Source organism: Natronomonas salsuginis, from assembly GCF_005239135.1.
Lineage (GTDB): Archaea > Halobacteriota > Halobacteria > Halobacteriales > Haloarculaceae > Natronomonas > Natronomonas salsuginis.
The window spans coordinates 422,344-442,990 of record NZ_QKNX01000002.1 but is presented as its reverse complement, the minus strand read 5'-3'; the positions used below and the strand labels follow the sequence as shown (position 1 = coordinate 442,990).

General features: G+C 63.1%; 18 protein-coding genes. 3 read left to right on the top strand and 15 right to left on the bottom strand.

What is annotated here, in order from left to right; all coding sequences use genetic code 11:
- Positions 1-40 precede the first annotated feature (40 nt).
- Both DM868_RS06975 and DM868_RS06970 read left to right on the top strand, forming a co-directional pair.
- Positions 41-1,834 carry a hydantoinase B/oxoprolinase family protein gene (locus tag DM868_RS06975; protein ID WP_170964443.1) on the top strand — a complete coding sequence of 598 codons (1,794 nt, stop codon included), beginning with the start codon at positions 41-43 and terminating at the stop codon, positions 1,832-1,834.
- A complete protein-coding gene (locus DM868_RS06970) occupies positions 1,831-3,894 on the top strand; it encodes a hydantoinase/oxoprolinase family protein (protein ID WP_137276147.1) in 2,064 nt (687 codons plus the stop codon). The genes DM868_RS06975 and DM868_RS06970 overlap by 4 nt, the downstream gene beginning before the upstream one ends.
- 59 nt (positions 3,895-3,953) lie before the next feature.
- Here the strand turns inward: DM868_RS06970 and DM868_RS06965 are convergent, their stop codons facing one another.
- The 6 genes from DM868_RS06965 to DM868_RS06940 all read right to left on the bottom strand — a co-directional run bounded on the left by DM868_RS06965 (position 3,954) and on the right by DM868_RS06940 (position 9,689).
- Complete coding sequence (locus DM868_RS06965; protein ID WP_137276146.1) at positions 3,954-5,273, bottom strand: RNA-guided endonuclease InsQ/TnpB family protein; 1,320 nt, start codon at positions 5,271-5,273, stop codon at positions 3,954-3,956.
- A 235-nt stretch (positions 5,274-5,508) separates the two neighbouring features.
- Positions 5,509-6,402: an alpha/beta fold hydrolase gene (locus DM868_RS06960; protein ID WP_137276145.1), complete on the bottom strand. Its 894-nt coding sequence runs from the start codon at positions 6,400-6,402 to the stop codon at positions 5,509-5,511.
- Positions 6,399-6,782 (bottom strand): hypothetical protein, encoded by a 384-nt coding sequence (locus DM868_RS06955; RefSeq protein ID WP_137276144.1) that lies wholly within the window; start codon positions 6,780-6,782, stop codon positions 6,399-6,401. Before DM868_RS06955 ends, DM868_RS06960 begins: the two co-directional genes overlap by 4 nt.
- Positions 6,783-6,858: 76 nt before the next feature.
- Entirely contained in the window at positions 6,859-7,317 is a 459-nt protein-coding gene (locus DM868_RS06950) for a MaoC family dehydratase (protein ID WP_137276143.1), read from the bottom strand.
- A 39-nt stretch (positions 7,318-7,356) separates the two neighbouring features.
- Entirely contained in the window at positions 7,357-8,139 is a 783-nt protein-coding gene (locus tag DM868_RS06945) for an SDR family NAD(P)-dependent oxidoreductase (protein WP_137276142.1), read from the bottom strand.
- A 452-nt stretch (positions 8,140-8,591) separates the two neighbouring features.
- Positions 8,592-9,689, bottom strand: a complete 1,098-nt coding sequence (locus tag DM868_RS06940; RefSeq protein WP_137276141.1) for a zinc-binding dehydrogenase — start codon at positions 9,687-9,689, stop codon at positions 8,592-8,594.
- 122 nt (positions 9,690-9,811) lie between these two features.
- Here DM868_RS06940 and DM868_RS06935 point away from each other — a divergent pair, with 122 nt between their 5' ends.
- A complete protein-coding gene (locus tag DM868_RS06935; RefSeq protein ID WP_137276140.1) occupies positions 9,812-11,245 on the top strand; it encodes an FAD-dependent oxidoreductase in 1,434 nt (477 codons plus the stop codon).
- An 11-nt stretch (positions 11,246-11,256) separates the two neighbouring features.
- Here DM868_RS06935 and DM868_RS06930 read toward each other — a convergent pair whose 3' ends face one another.
- The 9 genes from DM868_RS06930 to DM868_RS06890 all read right to left on the bottom strand — a co-directional run bounded on the left by DM868_RS06930 (position 11,257) and on the right by DM868_RS06890 (position 20,538).
- Positions 11,257-12,024, bottom strand: coding sequence for an MBL fold metallo-hydrolase (locus DM868_RS06930; protein ID WP_137276139.1), 768 nt, complete (start codon positions 12,022-12,024; stop codon positions 11,257-11,259).
- A 55-nt stretch (positions 12,025-12,079) separates the two neighbouring features.
- On the bottom strand, positions 12,080-13,231 hold the full coding sequence (locus tag DM868_RS06925) for an NAD(P)/FAD-dependent oxidoreductase (protein WP_137276138.1): 1,152 nt from the start codon (positions 13,229-13,231) through the stop codon (positions 12,080-12,082).
- 7 nt (positions 13,232-13,238) lie between these two features.
- Positions 13,239-14,369, bottom strand: coding sequence for an NAD(P)/FAD-dependent oxidoreductase (locus DM868_RS06920; protein ID WP_137276137.1), 1,131 nt, complete (start codon positions 14,367-14,369; stop codon positions 13,239-13,241).
- A 49-nt stretch (positions 14,370-14,418) separates the two neighbouring features.
- A complete protein-coding gene (locus DM868_RS06915) occupies positions 14,419-15,156 on the bottom strand; it encodes a polysaccharide deacetylase family protein (protein ID WP_137276136.1) in 738 nt (245 codons plus the stop codon).
- An 86-nt stretch (positions 15,157-15,242) separates the two neighbouring features.
- Positions 15,243-16,226 carry an LLM class flavin-dependent oxidoreductase gene (locus DM868_RS06910; RefSeq protein WP_137276135.1) on the bottom strand — a complete coding sequence of 328 codons (984 nt, stop codon included), beginning with the start codon at positions 16,224-16,226 and terminating at the stop codon, positions 15,243-15,245.
- A 202-nt stretch (positions 16,227-16,428) separates the two neighbouring features.
- The gene (locus DM868_RS06905; RefSeq protein WP_137276134.1) at positions 16,429-17,199 is read right to left on the bottom strand and encodes an IclR family transcriptional regulator; all 771 of its coding nucleotides are present in this window, start codon (positions 17,197-17,199) and stop codon (positions 16,429-16,431) included.
- 323 nt (positions 17,200-17,522) lie between these two features.
- On the bottom strand, positions 17,523-18,077 hold the full coding sequence (locus DM868_RS06900; protein ID WP_137276133.1) for a MaoC family dehydratase: 555 nt from the start codon (positions 18,075-18,077) through the stop codon (positions 17,523-17,525).
- Positions 18,078-18,154: 77 nt separating this feature from the next.
- Complete coding sequence (locus DM868_RS06895) at positions 18,155-19,366, bottom strand: CaiB/BaiF CoA transferase family protein (RefSeq protein ID WP_137276132.1); 1,212 nt, start codon at positions 19,364-19,366, stop codon at positions 18,155-18,157.
- Between the two features lie 62 nt (positions 19,367-19,428).
- Positions 19,429-20,538, bottom strand: coding sequence for a Gfo/Idh/MocA family protein (locus DM868_RS06890; protein WP_137276131.1), 1,110 nt, complete (start codon positions 20,536-20,538; stop codon positions 19,429-19,431).
- Positions 20,539-20,647 lie beyond the last annotated feature (109 nt).

Sequence of the window (20,647 nt, the reverse complement as noted above, 5' to 3'; positions counted from 1 at the left end):
AACAAAGGGATAAATACGGTCAATGCTATCGTTCAGCAAGATGAACGCGGAACGCGGACCGGAGGTAGATTACGGAATCGATCCGTTCGAAATGAGCGTGCTCTCGAAGAAATTCGAGATGGCCACTCGCGAGGTTTCGCAGGTGCTGCAAAAATCCGCCAGATCGGGCGTTATCGCACAGGCGCGAGACTTCTCGTCCGGCTTCACCCTCTTCGACGGCCGTCAGTTCATGATCGACGAGGGCCTTCCCGTGCATGCCGCGAATCTGCATTTAACGCCGGAATACATCCTCGAGCATTTCGACGACATCTCCCCCGGTGATTGTTTTCTCACCAATTCGCCGTACGCCGGTTCGACACACCACGCCGACTACACGCTGTCCGTTCCGGTTTTTTACGAAGGCGAACCGCTGTTTTGGGTGATAAACCGAGCCCACCAGGCCGACGTCGGCGCGCCCGAGCCAACGACGTACCCGGCCGAAGCGGCGAACATCTACCAGGAGGGACCCCATTTCCCGGCCGTGCGTATTCAGGAGGGCTTCGAGGACCGTGCGGATATCGTCCGAATGATAGCGCTCAACGTCCGCCTCGGTGAGACACAGTGGCTCGGTGACTATCGGGGACAGGTTGCGGCCGTCCGTAAAGGAGAGGCGCGGCTCCAAGAGATCTGCGAGGAGTACGGCGTCGACCGAATTCGAGATTTCGTGGACGCGTGGCTCGAATACGGCAATCGAATGATGCGAAAGCACATCGCTGACCTTCCGGAACGAGAGCTCGAATACGCGGCGTATCACGATCCGATCCCCGGCGCTCCGGATGGGGTCGAGGTTCGGGTGACACTATCTATCGATCCGAAAGCGGAACAGATCTCGGTCGACGTCACGGAGAATATGGAATCGGTCCCCTCGGGGTTCAATCTCTCCGAAGCGACGACGACGGCCGCCGTGTATGCGGGAATTTTCAACAACCTCGACACGGATATTCCGCACAATCACGGTGCAATCGAACCGATTCAGATTGAGATGGACGAGGGCAAAATAATCGGCAAACAGACGTATCCAGCCGGAACCGCTGTCGCGACCACCGAGGTCTGTCACGTGCTCATCAACGCGGTCCAGGCTGCATTCGGTGAACTCGGGGAGCCGCACGGACTGAGCGAGGCGACGACCGGGATCCTCGACTATCCCGTGATCTCGGGGACGGACTTTCGCCGCGACGACGAGGAGTACATCAACCAGATCTTTCTCACCGCCGGCGGCGGCCCGGCTGGCTCCGGGTTCGACGGATGGTTGACCTACACGTCGCCGGGCGGCGGCGCAGTTCCCAACCGCGACAGCGTCGAACTCGACGAGGGGAAATTCCCGATCCTCATCAGGAGGAGCGAACTTCGTCCCGACTCCGAAGGGGCAGGCAGGTGGCGCGGAGCCCCCGGATCGATCAACGTGATCGAACCTCGCCGACGCTCGATGAACTTGGCGTATACGGGGAACCACCGCGATTCCCCTGCTCGCGGAATCCTCGGCGGCGACGAGGCCGCGTGCTCGCGGCTTCGGAAAATCACGAGCGACGGGCGCGAGATCGACCTCCCGTATTTCGGCGTCGAAGAGATCGAGCCGAACGAGACTGTCGTGATCGAAGATTCCGGATCCGGTGGATACGGCGATCCGTTTTCGCGGGACCGACACCGAGTGTTGGCGGATGTCGAGAGCGGGTTAATCAGCCCTGATCGAGCCCGTACGGCGTACGGCGTTGCGATTTCCGAGACCGAGTCTCGATTCGAAATAGACGACGAAGCGACGCACTCGCTGCGCGACGAACAGGGGGAAACGCGATGACGTACCGAATCTGCGTCGACGTCGGTGGGACGTTCACCGACCTCTATCTCCGCGCTGAATCCGGTAACGCGGACTCGTTCAAGACCTCGACCACGCCCGACGACTTCACACTGGGGATCGTCAACAGCGTGGAAAAAGCCGCGGACAGCTACGGCGTGACTGTTCGAGAGCTCCTCGCAGACACGGAGCAGTTCGTCCACGGAACGACGGTTTCGACCAACGCGATTATTGAAGGGACCACTCGGGACACGGCGTTGATCACGACGGCGGGCTTCCGTGATATCCTCTGGCTTCGCCCCGAAATCCAAAAGAACACCTACGAGTGGCGTCCGTTCCCGGATCCGTTCGTTCCCAGGGAGTCGACGTACGGCGTTACCGAGCGAATCACGGCCGAGGGCGATATCGAAACCGAACTCGACGAAACGCAGCTTCGGGATATCATCGAGCAAATCCGCGACGACGACGTTACCGCCGTCGCCGTCTCGCTGTTGTGGTCGCATACGAACTCCGCCCACGAGAAACGGATCGGAGAGCTGTTGGACGAGCTCGCACCGGAGCTACACTACGCGCTCAGTCACGAAGTCAACCCTACGATCAGAGAACACCGGCGGACGTCTTCGACCGCGCTAGACGCCGCGGTGTACGAGCTAGTGAACTCCTATCTCTCCCGTCTCTCGCACGAACTTCGGTCCCGGGGCTTCGAGGGCGATCCCCTCATCATCACCGCAAACGGCGGGGTGATGGGAAGTGAAGAGGTCGCCGACAGTCCGATCTGGACAGTCGACGCCGGCCCAACGATGCTCCCCGTCGCCACCCGACAGTTGGCGAAGAGCGAACTGGATTCGAACGACGTTATCGCGCTCGATATGGGCGGCACCAGTCTGGACATGTGCGTCGTCACCGACGGATCGATCCCCCGGAGCACTGATGCGGTCGTCGGCGACCACTACATGCTCGGCATCGACAAAGTCGGGATAAAGAGCATCGGCTCCGGCGGCGGCTCTATCGCGTGGGTGGACGACGGGAACCTCCTCCGGGTCGGACCTGAAAGCGCCGGTGCCGATCCCGGTCCGGTGTGTTATCGCCGCGGAAACGAAGCACCGACAGTCACTGACGCCGCGCTCGTTCTCGGATATCTGAATCCCGAGTATTTTCTGGGCGGCGAGATGAAACTCGATCGACAAGCAGCCGACCGAGCCATTCGAGAGCGGATCGGTTCCAGATTGGGTCTGCCCCCGCTCGAAGCCGCCTACTCGATCTACGGAACCACGATCCAGGACATGGTGAACGGCATCAAAACCGTGACGATAGAACAGGGGATCGATCCACGGAACTACGTCCTCAGCGGCGGCGGCGGTGCGCTCGGGACGTTCGTGGTCGAACTCGCCCGTCAACTGCAGATCGACGAGATCGCGCTTCCGAAGGACGCTGGCGTCGTCAGTTCGATCGGTGGCCTCTCTTCTGACATCCGTCAGGACTTCGTTTCGAGCGTCTTCACCGACAGCGAGCACTTCGATCACGACGCGGTCAACGACACGCTCGTCGACCTCGAATCGGATGCCCGCGCCTTCTTCGACCGAGCTGGAATCGAACGAGCGGATCAGTCACTGTCGTTTTACGCCGATGCTCGATATCCACAACAGATGGACGAACTGCAGATCGAGCTCCCGGTTTCACGGGTCGGTGCTGACGACGAACAGCGACTCGTCGAGCGGTTCCACGACCGACACGACTCCACGTTCGGGTACGCCATGCCCGACGAGAGCGTCGAGTTTCTCAAGTGGCGGGTCGATGCGAGGGGGTCGACCGACGATGGAGACCCGCTCTCGACACCCGTCTCGCCGACGTCAGACGCCTCCGATCCGGCACCGTACGCCGAGCGGGAGGCATACTTCGGAGAGTCGATGCTTACCTGCCCCGCATATCGCTCCGAGCGACTCACGGCCGACTGCTCGATCGACGGTCCGGCGTTCATCGACGATGAAAACACCACGATAGTGCTCCCACCGGATAGTGAGGCAACGGTAACCGACGCAGGCAACTATCTCATCCGGACTTGACATCCTCCTCCGCGTGAACGCGGAGGAATCCCACGGCACCGCGCCGCTGGATTGGGATATTAGGGTTTGCAGTCTACCACTTGTTCCCTCGGTTGGAATCCGCTGGACAAGTCGTGAAGGTAGACTCCGGGCTGTGCCAACCAGCCGGTACTCCTATCCCTACCCAAATTGGGTGCAGACTCAGAGTTACTTTCATCGTTGATCTCGAGACGGATGTTCTCCGCCCCGTTCACGTCAGCGTTGAACGCCGCATCACACGTCTCGCAGACGTATAGACCACGCTCAACACGCTGACTGTCGTCTTTCTTACCGCAAACACAACACGTCTTGCTCGTGTCGCTCTCGGATACTTCTACGACTTCGATGCCCTTGACTTTCGCCTTATATTCGAGGATGTTCGAGAACCGGTCGAATGCCCACCCGTGCAAGTCGAGGTTGCCGTGCTTCCCCCAGTTCTTTGACTCGCCGTTCCCGTCTTCTCGAACACCAGCAAGTTCCCCGAAGTTGATTCGACCCACTTCTTGCTCGACACATCGTTCAACGATGTGTTTGGCTAAGGAGTGGAAGAAGTGGGTTCGACGCTCCGACCACTTCGAGTGCAATCGAGTGGCTTCTTGGCCGTCTGAATCGTCACACTTTGCGATTTCTTTCGGGAAGTAGTACCCGTCCTGTTTCAGACGATTGCCGGGGTACAAGTCGGCTTCCTCGGTACTGTACGCGACAGCGGCGAAGTTGCGGATACCAAGGTCGATACCCGCCGTCTCGTCACCGGGAGAGTCGGGCGTCTCCACTTCGTGCTTACACACTAAGTGCAGTTCCCAGCGCCTTTTCGCCTTGTCGTAGACGGCCCTGACTTGTTGCAGGTTCTCGACGGTAACTCCGGGGCGCGTTTCGTATTCAACAAGGATGTATTCCCATGCTCGGGGGTGGTCCTTGTGATTCGCTCCTTTAGAGAGGCGCACTCGCCCGTTGTTGGTATCGTGACGAATGCCTTTCTGCTTCCACGTCACCGTGCTACGCCGGTGTTCTTCGTGGACACGGCGGCCTTCTGAGTCGTAGTAGTTTTTCTTGCGGTAGCCGGGCGGATTTGCACGATCATCAGACTTCCTTGTTTCGTACCACGAGTTGAAGGCTTCAGCGAGTTCCTCCAGAACGCGCTGACTGGACTGACTGTGCAGTCCTTTGTACTTGTTGTGAGTCTTCAACTCGCTCTTCAAGTCCGAATCGTCGGGGATCTCGCCCGTCTCATCCCACACTTGGCGGGAATGATAGTTTGCAACGTTCCAGAGTTTCGACGCACTCCACCCGTGCCGTTCGAGCGAGTCCTCTACCTGCTGATGGTTGAGGATTTTCGCTCGGTAGGTGCGGTGGATGTGCATCGTGAAACGCTTCCATAACTGGTTATGTGGTGTTTCGTGGTTAAAGTTTGGATTCGAGCGTGGAATATCCAGTCGGGCTATCGACGGTGGATTGTGGAGGGGTTGTCGGATTCATCCCGCGCCTAAAGGCGCGGGTATTCTCCTTGCTCTTTATAACGTCCTCTGACCCCGGCCTGCGGATCGCGTATACTCGGTCGGCTACGAGATCTCTTCAGATCAACGTCCGTTCGGGCCGCTACTCCTCGACGATCTCCTCGGCGATCGGGTACAGGTACTCGCGGAACGCCTCGGGGTTCTCGACCGGCGGGAAGTGGCCCATTTCGTCCATGATCTCGATCGTCGCGCCGTCGATCCGCTCGGCCACGCGCTCTGTGTCTTCCGGGCGACCGGAGAAGTCGTACTCGCCAGTCAAGAGGTACACACCGCACTCGTCGGTGTCGATATTGGCGACCTGCTCTCTGGCGTCCCACTCGCGGGCGTAGAAGTCGATGTCGCCGGCGTAGACGCCGTGGCCCGCCTGGCTGTATATCCACCACGTCTCGCGCTTGTTGTGTTCGGGACTCTGTGGCGCTTGCAGTCCGTGGATCCACTCCGGACGGAACACCTCCTGATCTACCTCCGGGTGCGTGAGAATGGTCTGAAGGTCGTCGATGTATCCTCGATCACTCGGCACGAAGTCAGTCGTCTCGAGGCCGATCACGGCGCGGACCTCCTCGGCGTACGTGCTCGCCAACTCGAGGATGATCTCCCCGCCCATCGAACAGCCCATCACGACCGGGTCGTCGAGTCCGAGCGTGCGCGCAAAGTGGACGATGAAGCCCGCGTAGAAGTCCGTGGTGAGCCGGTAATCGCGCTCCCACCACCGATCCGCGAGCGGCGGATAGCTCCGCCCGTGCCACGGCATGTCGAACGCGTAGATGGTGAACTGCTCGCCGAGTCGCTCGTCGCAGAGTAGGTGGCGATACTCCCGTGAGTCAGCGCCCGCCGTGTGGAGGACGATCAGGGGCACATCGCCGTCGCCGGCCACCTCGTAGAATGTTCGATACGTCTCGTCGTCGAACTCGAGCCACACGTATCGCCCCTCGATCGGGTCGTGGTGTCCGTTCTCGACGTCCTCGCCGAGCGTCATCGGCGTACCTCCCCGAACACCTCGACCAGATACTTCAGCGGTCGCCAGTGTTGGATCGCCGTCAGTACGTCGCCCTCGATCGTCATGTCGTGTTGGGTCCAGACGCTCCGGAGGTCGTTGTAGAACGGCGGCGGGGACTCAGAGAGGAACGTCTCCCAGGTCCCCATCGGGGCCCGCAAGACGAGGTCCCAGCTCGAAAACGCCGTTGCGTCGCGGACCGATCGGACCCCCCCGTCACCGAGTTCGAACGCGTACGCGTCGTCGCCGAAATCGAAGCGGACGGTCGCGTCGAACTCGCGGGCGATTCGGGCGAACTCCGCGTCGTCGTTCACGGTCGCTGCGACCTCCTGTGCCCATTCGTCGCTTGGAAAGTCGGACATGCGTCAACTCGTTCGAAACCCGCGGTAATAGCTCTCGGGGTGGGCGTCGTCGCTCCGTCGCCGCCCCCGGCAGCGTTCACTCGACCGCCGACCGCCGCCGAACGATGTTGTACGAGCGGACGGTCATGACCTCGGTGTCGTCGGTGTAGACGTGCCGCTCGAACTCGACGTAGCCGCGATCGTCGTGGCTCTCTGAGGGGTTCTTTTCGGCCACCTCCACCTCGACGCGGAGCGTCTCGCCCGGGCGAACGGGCGCGTGCCACCGGAGGTCGTCCATGCCCAACCCGCCCATGTTGGCGAGCCCATCCTCGCGGTTGACGAACTCCGCGACGAACAGCCGGACCGACAGACACAGCGTGTGGAGTCCGCTCGCGACAAGTTCGCCGAACACCGAGTCCTTCGCGGCTTCTTCGTCCGTGTGGAACGGCTGCGGGTCGAACTGCTCGGCGAAGGCGATGATCTCGTCTTTCGCGACTGTGTACTCGCCGACCTCGTATCGATCGCCGATCGACAGATCCTCGAAATACAGCGTCATTGCCCGTCGTAGCGCCGTCCGAATCTTGGCTCTTGGGGTTCAGAGTATCTGGTAGCCGCCGTCGACGTAGAGCTGCTCGCCGGTCACGTACGAGGCCGCGTCGCTGCACAAAAAGAGCGCGCCGGCGGCGATCTCCTCGGGCTCGGCCGCCCGGCCGATCGGGACCGGCTTCATGATCTCGCCCGACTCGACGGCCTCTCGGACGCCCTCTGGCCCCGACGCCGAGAGCTGCGTCGCGGTGAATCCGGGGGCGATCGCGTTCACCCGAATGCCGTACTCGGCGAGATCGAGCGCGGCCGTCCGCGTGATCATCCGGACCGCGCCCTTCGAAGCGTCGTAGCTGATGTGATCGTGCAGCGAGTGTTCGGAGCTTATCGAGGACGTGTTGAGGATCGTCCCCTCGACGCCCCGGTCGATCATGTCCGCGGCGGCGTACTGACAACCGAGGAGGACGGCTCGTGCGTTAATCGCCTGGACGCGGTCGTACTCCTCGGGAGTCGCGTCCAAGACGCCCTTACGGGCGATGGTCCCCGCGTTGTTGACCATCACGTCGACGCCGCCGTAGTCGCGCGCCGCCTCGACGACCGCCGCGATCCGATCCGGATCGGAGACGTCCGTCTCGACGAACGCTGCGGTCCCGCCCGCGTCCTCGATCGCGACGTGCGTCGGCTCGGAGCCGTCGCCCGGCTTCTCGTCGATGTCCGCGATCAACACCGTCGCGCTGGCGGCTCCGAAATCCAGCGCGATCCGTCTGCCGATTCCGGAGCTTCCGCCCGTGATGATGACGGTGTCTCCGTCGAAATCGTATGTGACGTTCGACATATCGGATGGGTCGCCCACCGACGTATTAAGCGTGCCCCCGTGTTCGGTGCCGGCGATTCTGATGTCTGTCGGGGTTGCGGACGAACTGGGTTCTGTGTCCGGACATTTCGGACAACATCGCCATCAAATGCGGCCGTGCGTGAGGATTCTCACTGTCGATCGGGCCCGTGTTCACTGGCTCACTCGTGGGGTAGGATCGGGCAGGTCTACCACGACGAGTGGTTCCTAGACCGGGTCGAGACGTCTTTCGGCGACCACAGCGTGTGCTGCAAAAAGGCCTCGGAACGATCGGGAGCGACACGTGCAAAGAGCGGCCGTCCGTGGATCGGCCACTGGAGCGGTGTCTCCGACTTCCCCTTCAACCGTTCCCTGTCCGCTTATTTCGGATCAATAGACGAGCTTCCAGTTCACGTTCGACACTGCGAAACACGTCTACCGAGACGTACCGGCGGTTAGTGCGGCAGCAGCGTTGCCCGCGTGACCTCGCGGCTATCGGAACGCTCGAGCGCCTCGGAGACGTCCAAGAGGTCGAACTCCGTGTCGATCAGTTGATCGTAGGGGTAGTCCTCGGCGTGTTCGTCGAGGAATTCGAGGGCGCGCCGCAGGTACCACGGATCGTACCGGACGACCGGGTTGATCTCGATGGCCCGCCGAGTGAGCAGTCCGGGATCGAACTCCGTGGTGTGGCCCGGGCTGACGTTGCCGATTTCGAGGTACCGACCGCCCTTCCTGACGAGATGGATCCCCTCCGAGAAGGCCGGAGGCACACCCGCGACCTCGACCCCGACGTCGGCACCCACGCCGTCGGTCAACTCTTTGACTCGCTCCGCGCGTGCGTCGACGGTCTCGTACTCGCGGAAGTCGATCGTGTGGTCGGCACCGAACGCCTCGGCGCGCTCCAGTCGCCCATCGACGCCCTCGATGACGATCACGTTCGCGCCGCGCTCTTTCGCCACGGCGATGGTGTTGAGCCCGAGCCCACCGGCTCCCTGCACGACGACCGTCTCGCCCTCCGAGAGGTCGACCTTGTCGATCCCGAAGATCATCTGCGACAGCGCGCAGTTCGCACCCGCGGCGATGTTCTCGTCCAACCCCTCCGGCACTTTGTAGAAGTACTGGTCCGGGTTGATGTAGTAGTGCGTGCCGAAGGTGCCGTGGAAGTGCGGTGGCTCCTCGGGCGATTTCGACCAGTGCTTGTACGCGTTCTCACAGAGGTTGAACTGCCCGTTCTGACAGGCCGGACACTTTCGACACGTGATGAAGTACGCGGGGGCGACCAGATCGCCCGGTTCGATCGGGTTCCCCGCGTAGTCCGTCTCGACGCCCTCGCCGAGTTCTTCGATCCGACAGAGCGCCTCGTGTCCGAGCGCGCCGTCTTTGACCTCCGGATGGTGTCCACGCCAGATGTGGAGTTCGGAGCCACAGACGTTCGCCCGTTCGACCTCGGTCAGTACCGCGCCCGGCTCCGGATCGGGAACCGGATACTCCTTGATCTGGACGTTCTCCGGCTCCACCATGTACGATAACTTCCCGGTTCGTTCGTCGGTCATGCGCGAAGCGTCGTGGCGCGCCCCCTTCAACCTACTGCCGGCCGCCGGTGACGGTCGGTCCGACGCCCGACGCATCGCGACGGCGGGGCCACAGCTAAGTGCGCTCGGTGGTTGGGTCCGACATGACTCAGGCGAGTGCAGCGGAAACGATCGACGTGATCGTCGTCGGCGGCGGCGGGGCCGGGATGGCGGCCGCGCTGTCGGCGCGCGAGACGGATGCTGACGTGCTTCTTCTCGAACGCACCGGTGAACTGGGCGGCGCGACCGCTATGTCGATCGGGAGCTACTCGGCGACGGGGACCGAACTGCAGGCCGACGCCGGGATCGTTGACTCCGTCGACGCCCACGTCGAAGATATCGGGAAGTTCGTCGAGCAGGCGCTCGAATCGCCCCGCCACCTCAACCTCGACCGGCAGGGCGACCTGCTCGCAAAGGACGACCTCGCGCTCCGACGGGCGATGGTCGAACGCGGCGCGGACACCTTCGAGTGGCTCTGCGAGCAGGGCTTGCGGTTCGAGGGGCCGTATCCCGAGCCGCCACACCGAGTCCCGCGGATGCACAACGTCCAACCGAACACGGACGCCTACGCCGAGGTTTTGGGTGCCGCCGTCCGCGAGACCGGCGTCGACGTTCGAACCGACACGCCGGTCGCGGAACTGGTGACCGACGGCGACAGGGTCGTCGGCGTTCGCACTGACGACGCCGTCGTCGAATCGCGAGGTGGCGTCGTGCTGGCGACCGGCGGTTTCGTCGCTGACCGGGAGCTCAGACGGACGTTCACGACGGACCACCACGCGACGGCGGTCAGCGAGCACGGCTCCGGCGCGGGCCACCGGATGGCCAGGGACGCCGGCGCGGCGCTCCGGAACATGGACCTCCAGTGGCTGTCGTTCCGGGTCGGCGAGCCGCTGTGGACGGAGCCAAACGTGCCCGCGCTGACCGACGCCGGGGCGATCCTCGTCGACGGCGACGGCAGCCGGTACGTCAACGAACTAGTCGACTACGACCAGCTGTTCTCGTCGACGCATCTGGCGGCCGACGGTGCCTGCTATCTCGTCTTCGACGCCGACGTCGCCGACGCGTTCTCGTCGTGGCCCGACTACGTCTCGACGTTCCCCGGGTCCGCGTACGCTTACGTCGGCGACTACGCCGAAACCGAGTATCTGGTCTCGGCGACAGATCCGGCGAAACTGGCCGACGAGGCCGGTATGGACGCCGACATGCTCACCGCGACGCTCGATCAGTACAACGCCGCCGCGACCGGCGAACGCATCGATCGATACGGACGAACGGATTTCGCTGGCGAACTCCGCTCGGCCCCGTACTACGCGCTCGGCCCGATCCACCCGTACTCGCTCATCACCGACGGCGGGGTCGCGGTGAACACGCGCTCGGAGGCGCTCGATGGGGATGGTGCGCCGATCGACGGGCTGTACGCCGTGGGCGACACGGCGGCCGGTCCGCTCCGATTCGGCCACGGCCATCACCACCTGTGGCTGTTCACCTCGGGTCGGACCGCGGGAATCGAGGCGGCTGACAGCGTCGGCGACGCCTGATTCAGTCGGCGCTACTCGAACGACTGTTTCGAGCCGACTTCCCGGACTCCGTCGGGTAACGCTCGAACGTCCGATCGATCGCTTCTGATACCGACGTGCGTCTCGCTGTCCGCGCCGAGTTGGAGCCGAACTGTGAGGTCGACGTCCCCGCAGGGGGCGGCTCCGCCCGATTCGGTCACGTAGAAGGGAACATCGTGACCGGGAACGACGAAATCGAGGCGCTCGGCCAGCGCGTCGAGCGTCTCGCGGCCGATCCCGTCGTCGTAGATGGTGAACGGGTTCCGCGTCTCGAACTCCCGGACGTTCTTGACGGCGTCGCCGGTCAGTCCGTAGGTCATCCCGTCCTCGACGATAAACGAGACGTGGTGTTCGACGTGGCCGGGAGTGTGGACCGCTTCGATACCGTCGAGTACCTCGCCCTCGGTGAATCGGACGACGTCGCGCCCATCGAGCAGTCCAGCGACCGACCGGGGTGTCGCCCAGTCGAACCCCCCGTTCTCGGCGCGCTCGAGTTCCGGGTCGTAGACGTGTACCGTCGCATTCGAGAACAGGTCCACGTTGTCGACGTGATCGAAGTGCAGATGCGTCAACAGCACGTCGGAGACGTCCGCGGGATCGACGCCCGCCGTTTCGAGTGCGTCGACGAGCATCGGTCGGCGGGCGAGCGAGCCGGTGTCGACGATCGTTTCACCGTCGAGCAACGCGACCGAGGACTGCCCGAGATACCCCTCGTCAGTTCGCCCAGGAATACCGCCCAAGAGCAGATCGATAGTGACCATACCGCACAATCGGTCGGATTCTACAAATACCTACGGTGGCCGACCGCCCCATGCCCTACGGGCGGTCGTCGGCATAGCCGTCGAATCGGCTGATGGAGATGTCCGGGTAGTGCGTCGTCGGGTCGTCGTTGACAAGCTGTCTGGTGATGACGTCGCCGATCGCGGGCGCGTACTGGACCCCCCGCGAGTGCAGCGCCGCGATCGAGAACCCGGGCGTGTCGGTCCAGCCGACGACCGGGTTCCCATCGGGGGTCCGAGAGGTGTACGCGACGTCCTCGTGGACGACTTCGGCGTCCGAGAGAGTCGGAGCGATCGACTCGACGGACTCGAGTATCGAATACGTGACCGACTCCGGAACTTCGGCGGGCTCGTCCGGATCGACCACGTCCGCGGCGGCGTAGGGGTCTTCGGCTGGCTCGGCGTGATACACCAAGACGCGGCCGTTCGGCCGGCCTCGAAACGTGATCCCGGTTTCGACGTGACGAATCTTCGGGAGCGTCCGGGTGAGCGGTTCGGACGGTTCCAGTTCGAGCAGATGGAGTCGCTCCTGGCGGACGGGGAGATCGACGCCGGCCATGTCGGCGATCGCGTTGTTCCAGGGCCCCGCCGCACAGACGACAGCACCCGCGTGCCGTTCACCGTCGGCCACCGCGCCCTCGACGCGACCTTCTCGGACCGTGATATCCGTTATCTCCGTCCCGGTCGCGACGGTCGCACCGGCGGATGCCGCGCGGTCCGCGAAGGCGTGGACGAGCGATTCCGGTGATCGGAAGTAGCCCCCGTTCGGTCGATACAGAGCCGACTCGATCGACCCCTCTCGGATCTCCGGGACGACGAGCACGTCGTGAAGCTCCGATCCCTCGACGAGCTCCGAGGGCGACCCCATCGGATGCTCGCTCGCTCGCGTGCGCTCGATCGTCTCGCGTCCCGCCTCGCTCGTCGCGACGTGGATGACCTCCGTCGGCTCGTACCGCATGTCCGACGCCTCGGCCATGAACTCGTTGTAGAGTCGCTTTCCGTACCGCTTCATCCGAAGCTGCGTCTCGTCGGTGCCGTACTGACGGAGCCCAACACTCGACTTGCCGGTCGTTTCGCACCCCAGCGTTTCGCCTCGCTCGAACAGCGTCACGTCCACGCCGTCACGTCGACTCAGATGGTAGGCGACGCTGGTGCCGACGATCCCGCCCCCGATGACGAGTACGTTCATCCGTCGATCACTCCCCCGTCCAGTCGCCGTCGAACCGAGCGGGTGACACGGCCTCGGCGTAGCCGGGTTGCGTTTCGTCAGCGACGTTCGCCGCGATCACCCGACCGGTCGCCGGCGCGAGTTGGATCCCCTCGGAATTGAACGCGACGATCGAGAAGCCGTCGACGGCCGTCGGACCGACGATCGGGTGGCCATCTGGCGTGAGCGATCGAACGCCGACCCACTCCTCGACGATCTCGGCGTCCAACAGCGACGGGAGGAACCGCTCGATGGCGTCCGTCATCCCAGACCGGACTTCCTCGGGAACCGTCTCCGGAACCGTCTCCGGGTCGTACTCCGTGCCCGCGTCCGCGTAGCTCCCCGGCGAGTGCCCGACCAACACCGTGCCATCGGGCTGGCCGAGGAAGTAGTACCCCGACGCGCCGTGTTTGATGTTGGGGAGCGGGTGGGGGAGCGCCTCCGTCGGCTCCAGACGGGCGATCGGCGCGAGCGTGTGTCGGAGCGGGAGTTCGAGCCCGACGAGTCGGCCGAGCGCGAGGTTCCAGGGACCGGCAGCACAGACGACCCGCGTCGTCGGATGTCGTTCCGACACGGTTCGGACCGCCGTCACGCCACCGTCGTCGGTCTCGATGTCGGTGACCTCGGTGTTCGACAGAAACTCGACGCCGTTCTCGCGGGCGCGCTCGACGAACTCGTGGGTGAGTTCGACGGGGCTGAAGATCCCCGCGTTGGGGTCGTACAGCGCGCCGGTGACGGCGTCGGTTTCGAGCTCCGGAACGGGCGTGATGGCTGCTAGCTCCTCGCCCTCGACGTACGCGCCGACTGACGGCTCGGCCGCCCGCAACGGGGCCGCGTGCTCGTCGTCCGTCGCCAGTTCGAGCCGTCCGATCGGATCGTATCGCGGCGTCGCCCTCGGGTCGGCCAGAAACTCGTTGTACAGCCGCATCGCATATCGCTTCATCGGATCGAGTTCCGAGTCGCCCATCTGCCGGAACACGGCCGTCGATCTGGCGGTCGTCTCCGCTCCGATGGCGTTTCGCTCGAACACCGTGATCGACGCCTCGGTGTGTTCACTGAGGTGATAGGCCACGCTGGCACCCGCGATACCGCCGCCGATGATCGTTACCGTCTCGTCCATGCGCGCACTTCGTGACCGATTAGAATAAACGATGCCACTTCGTCCCAGCCTACTGGATCCGAACGGGGCGGACACAGTCCAGGACCACGCCGGTCCCGCCGCTCGCCAACTGCTCGGCGACGGTGACCGGCCGAACGGTTTCGATCCACTCCTCGAAGGCCTCAAGCCCGTCGTGGTACTCCACGACGGGCGGGTGGAACAGGAACGGGGCGTCGCCCGCTTCGGCCTCCGCTTGGAGTTGTGCCAGCGCCTCCTCGGGATCGTGCCGCTCCAGCCGTCTCGTGTCGAACGGGGTGACGGGATCGAGCACCTCGACGCCCGCCGGGTCGCGTTCGGGACGGCCTAGCATCCACTCGAAGCCGATCTCCTCGATGGCCGTGACCGCGCCTTCACTCACCGTCAGAAACGGGACGAAGAAGCCGTCGGGGGTGATACCGGTGGCGTTCTCGATGGCGGTCATGCCGGTGGCGATAGCGTCGTGAGCGTCGTCGTAGGAGAGATCGGCGTAGGTGTGGTGGCGGTGGGAGTGAAAGGCGATCTCGTGGCTATCGGCGTCGAGCGTCTCGATGATCGCCGCCTGCTCGTCGGCGTCGCGGCCCAGAAACGCGAAGCTTCCAGACGCGTCGTTATTCGTGAGCGTCTCCGAGAGTGCCTCGAAGTCGTCGAGTTCGTACTCGGCGACGCAGAACCACGCCCGCCATCGGTGTTCCTCCGGAATCGGACCGTCGCTAAAGAGGCTCAGCCACGTCTCGAACTCTCGAAGTGTCGGTGTTTCGGCTTCTCGCATGACTCCCCTGCACTGAAGGCGCGGAAAGTATTGGTCTTTCCCCCGCCTCGGCTCGGTCACTCACTCCACGTGAGCGACTTGTCGAGCTAGCCGAACGCCGGGATGACCTCGTCGCCGAACAGTTCGATCTGTTCGAGCACCGTCTCGTGGTCCATGCCGCTGTGGTGGAACCTGAGCGCGAGGTGATCGAGCGGGATCCGATCGCGCATCGCCTCGATCTGTTCGATCACCTCCTCCGGAGTACCGACGAAGAAGCGTTCCTCCGCGAGTCGCTCGAAGTCGCGAACGTCCTCGGGATCCAAGAGCGGATGCGAGAACGCGCCGCTGTACTCCGCCGCGTAGGAGGTGTGGAGGTACTTCTCGCCGAGTTCGACGGCTTCCTCGTGGGTTTCGGCGATGACCGCCTCTCTCATGAGCGGATGGTCGATCTCGCCCCACGCGTCCTCGTCGCCGATCAGCGAGCGCTGTTTCTCCTTGCGAACCGCGAGTTCGTCGAGGTCCGCGACCACGCCGGGAACCCACGCGTCGCCGAACCGCACCGAGCGGCCGATCTGTTTGTCGCCCCATCCGCCGATCCAGATCGGTGGTCGGGGCTTTTGGACCGTCTGCGGCATCGGTTCCCAGTCATCGATCGAAAAGAACGGACACTCGAAACTGATCGACTCCTCGACCGTGAAGAACTCGTCGAGGAATCGGACCCCTTCGATCAGCCGACCGGCACGCTCGTCCATCGGCACGTCGAGCGCCTCGAACTCCTTTTCGACGTAGCCGAGACTGACACCGAGCGTGAGCCGACCGTCCGAGATGACATCGAGCATCGCTGCCTGCTGGGCGACGTGCAACGGGTGATATAGCGGGAGGATCAACACCGAGGTGACGAGCTCCAAATTCGTCGCCGTCCCGACGCTCGCGAGGCGCATCAGGGGGGCCGGCCAGTAGTTGTCGTCTTCGGTCACCTGGTGGTCGTTGACCCAGCACGATTCGAAGCCGAGGGCCTCCGCGGTCCGGCATTGCTCAGTGACGCCCTCCCAGCTGGTGCCTCCCTCCGTGGGGAAGATCCCGAACTTCATGCGCGTCGTTTCGGCCTCTCGCACTTATAGTTGATTGGCAACGGACGGGTCTCCGCTCGGTGGACCGAGCGGGAGTGTCCTTATCACGTCATATGTTTACACGAGGCATTCGTGTTTCGCAAACACTAACAAAATTAATGCTATTATTTTGAACTTCGTCCTTCCCTGGTCCTTTCTATAACAATATTAATTTTGTTTGTAATCACGCGTACTCGATCTCGAGCTCGAGCTCGTTCGCCGTCCCGAGAATGACGTTCGGGACCTCCTCGTGGAGCCGTTCGTCCTTCATCCGATGGGTTGGCCCGGAAACGCTGAGCGCGCCGATCACCGAGCCGTTCGGTCCGCGGACCGGCGCGCCGGCCGCCCGGACGCCGCGGAGCTGTTCCTCTTTGTTGAACGCGATCCCGTCCCGCTCTCGGATCGTTTCGAGTTCCGCGAACAGCACGTCGGGGTCGGTGATCGTGTTGCTCGTCCGCCGCGGCAGCCCGTGTTTGTCGATGATCTCCTCGGTGCAACGTCGCGGAAGCGCCGCGAGGATCGCCTTCCCGGCCGCCGTCCGGTGCAGCCCCAACCGCCGACCGTCCCGCGAAAACGTCTTCACGGCGTGTTTGCCAGATTTCGTGTAAACGTAGACCCCCTGTCCGTGCTCCTCGACGATGAAGTGTGCTCGGCCCCCTGTTTCCTCCGCCAGCTGTTCGACCTTCGATTCGGCGAGCGAAAAGTACTCGTTGCTCTTTCGGACGTGCTCGCCGAGATCCAAGAACATCAATCCGAGGCGGTACGTGTCACCGTCTTTGATCACGTATTCGGCGTCTTCGAGCGTCGCGAGGTGGCTGTACACGGTGCTCGCGGCCAGATCCATCTCCTCTGCGAGTTCGGTCACGCGGGCCCCGCCGACGTCTTTGAGCGCCTCGATGACCCGAAGCGACGTCTCGGTCGTGGCGAGCGTTCGGCGGTTGGGGGTTGCTGCCATAGCCGTGATATAACGTCGCACACGTATATAATTCCCGCCTCACGAATTCAGATTCGCAGAACTGTCCGCGATAAGCCGGCGCAGATCGACCATCGTTTCCCAGTGAGTCCGCATATACCGCACTACACCGGCATGCACGCACTGAGCGTGTCTCGTAGGTACTCGATCGAATCGATCGTGCCGCGAATGGCCATTCGCGCCTCGCGAATGACTGTGTGCGGTCCGTGACGAACCGTACGAGTGGATAACGGACTAACCTGATGTATATGAGCCTGTAGCGGCTCAAATTTACCGGTTCGACATGTGGGAAGCCGTATTCCCCGTTACAGGTCCTCTGACTGCGTGCCGATGCCTTCTGGCCAGCCGGTGGGTTGCTCGGCGGACGGCTGGGCGAACTCGCGTTTGAGCACCATCGGCGTGCGCTTCAGCGAGAGCACTTTCTCGTCGTCCTCGTTGTACGCGCGGAGTTCCGTGGTGACGATGCCGACGTGGTCGCGGGAGCTGCTCTCGCGCTTTTCGAGCACCTCGCTCTCGGCGAAGATCGTATCACCGTGATACACAGGCGCGTGATGACGAATGTCGTCGTACCCGAGGTTCGCCGTCGCGTTCTGCGTGATGTCGATGACGCTCATCCCGACCGCCAACGCGATGACGAAGGTGCCGTCGACGAGTCGCTCGCCGAACTCCGTCTCCGCGGCGTACGGCTCGTTGAAGTGCATCGGATTGAGGTTCATCGTCAGATTGGTGAACCAGACGTTGTCCGTCTCCGTCACCGTCCGCCCGTACGGGTGTTTGTACACGTCCCCGACCTCGAAATCCTCGTAGTATCGACCCTCCCAACCGCCAACGATACGCCGCTCGTGATCTGTTTCCGTCATACGGACCGAACAACGCCCGATACCGTTCTAAACCTTTCGTGGTGCGTCTCTCGCGATCTATCGGCGTGAACGATCGCCTACGGCTCTTCGGAGACCAACACGCCGCGCTCGATCAGCGATTCGATCTCCTCCTCGGAGTAGCCGTGTTCTTCGAGGACTTCGCGGTTGTGCTGGCCGAGCAAGGGTGCGGGTCGATCGATCGACGGCTCGGACTTCGACATCCGAATCGGCGTGTCCGTGAGCGTAAGATCACCGTATCGCGGGTGTTCGACGTCGACGAAGACCTCTCGCGCAGCCACCTGTTCGAGTTCCGCCGTGTCCTTGATCGAGTTGTGACGAGCCGCGGGGATGCCGTGCTCGAGGAGCGTCTCGACCGCCTCGTCGGCCTGTTGTGTCGCCAGCCACTCCTCGAACAGTCCGGTCAGGTACTCCGCGTCCTCGACGCGCGCGCCGTCGTCTTCATACTCGGGTTTCTCGTAGAGATCCGGTCGATCGAGGATTCGGCACATCCCTTCCCACACGCGCTCGGAGTACAACAGGAGGGCGACGCAGATCCACTCGTCCTCGGCCTTCGCCGCGCCGTAGAGCATGTCCGGATTGAAAAAGGCGTTCCCTCGCCCTTTCTGTGGCTCCTCGTCGAGGTTCGTGTAGTACTCGAACGCGCCATCCATGTTGTGCATCATCGATTCGAGCAGCGAAATGTCGATCTTCTGACCACCGTTGCCCTTGTCGCGATAGCGGATCGCGCCCATTGTCGCGATCGTCGCGTTGTATCCTGCGTAGAAGTCCGCGAGCGACGACTGCGAACGGATTGGCGGTCGATCGTCGTCGTATCCCAGAATGCTCGAAAACCCGGAGAGGTGCTGAATGATCGTGTCCATCGCGGGTTTTCGGGCGTCCGGGCCGGTCTCGCCGTACCCGGTAACGTGCACGTAGATGAGTTCGTCGTTGTACTCGGTCAACGTCTCGTAGTCCGCTCCCAACTTCTTGGCGACGCCGGGGGGCCAATTCTGCAGGACAACGTCTGCTTTCTCGACGAGGTCGTAGAAGATCTCCTTCCCGTCGTCCGATTTGAGATCGAGACCGAGCGCCCGCTTGTTTCGGTTGTACAGTTCGAACGGCGGATTGAACGGCTTTCCGTTGAACTCGCGTCGATTGATCCGGTAGACGTCGCCCGAGGGCCGTTCGATCTTGACCACGTCCGCCCCGAGATCCGCCATGAACGTGGCGCAGATCGGCCCGGCCACGGCTTGGCTCAAGTCGACGACACTGATGTCCGAGAGAGGCATTGGTCGTACATCTCTTGCGTCCGATAATAACCTTGTTGATACTGTGGAGTTTCGTGCTCGATTCAGACGTCCTCGACCGCGACCCAACCGCCGCCCGCCGCGGATTCGTAGGCCGCATCCAACACCGACAGGACCCGAACCGCGTCGTGAACGTCCGCCGGAATCGCCCCGGACTCGCGCCCCTCGAAGTAGTGGGCGAAGAACTTCCAGACGTAGTCGCCCCACGCTGGGAACCGCTCGTAGCCGTACTCGAACTCGGTGCCGCGTTTCGGAGCCGTCGCCCAGGCGTCACCGTCCGAGACGATGTCGAGCGGGACGGTCGATCGGCGCGCGCGGTTGTGGTGGAGCGGCGTGTCCGCCGTTGCGTTCTCGCCGTAGACCGCGAACCGCGTGTCCTTCTCGGGTTCGCCGAGATAGTACCCCGTCTGGAAGGTGCCCATGATCCCCGACTCGGTCTCGAACTGGACGGCCATCCCCTCGTCGATGTCGCCGTCTGCGGGCGTTCTCGACCGCGCACACACCGACGTGATCGGCTCGCCCAACACGTACATGAACAGGTCGATCCAGTGGAGCCCGATCCACTGCAGCGAGCCGCCGCGGCTGATCGCGTCGTCGTAGATGTAGTGCGACCGATTCCGGTAGTCGAGTTTGCTCCCGATGTAGCGCCCGTCGACGGACCAGATATCGCCGAAGAACCCGTCGTCGACCCGCGCTTTGAGGGCTTGGGCGGCAGCCGCGTAGCGGTAGATGTAGTTGACGCCGATCGTCACGTCGGCCTCGTCGGCGCGCTCGGCCAGCGGCCGGAGGTCGGCCGCGGTTCGGGCCAGCGGTTTCTCACAGATCACGTCGACGCCGTGGTCGATCGCCGCGTCGATGAAGCCCGGCACCTCGTCGTTTCGGTAGGTCACCCAGATGACGTCCACGCCGGCGTCGGCGATCAGTTCCGTCGGATCGGCGTAGATCGCCGCTCGGTCCGCGATTTCGCCGATGTCCGCGCCGTCGGTGGCGATCTCGTCGGGCCGGTCGGTGTGCGGCTGAATGTCCGCCGCCGTGTACTCCTTCCCCGGCTCGCACAGCGCCACCATCTCGACCGGCAGCTGGGCGGACAGCTGGAGGTAGGGGTCCCGGTGATGGTGGTCGACGCCGATGTAGCCGACTTTCGTTTGCGACATGGTAGCTCGTCTTCGCCGTCGAAAATAAATCCACCTGTCGACCGCTTCGCCCCAGACGATGATCGCTCTCGTCGTCGACGCCCGGACAGTAACCACTATGCCCGTCTGG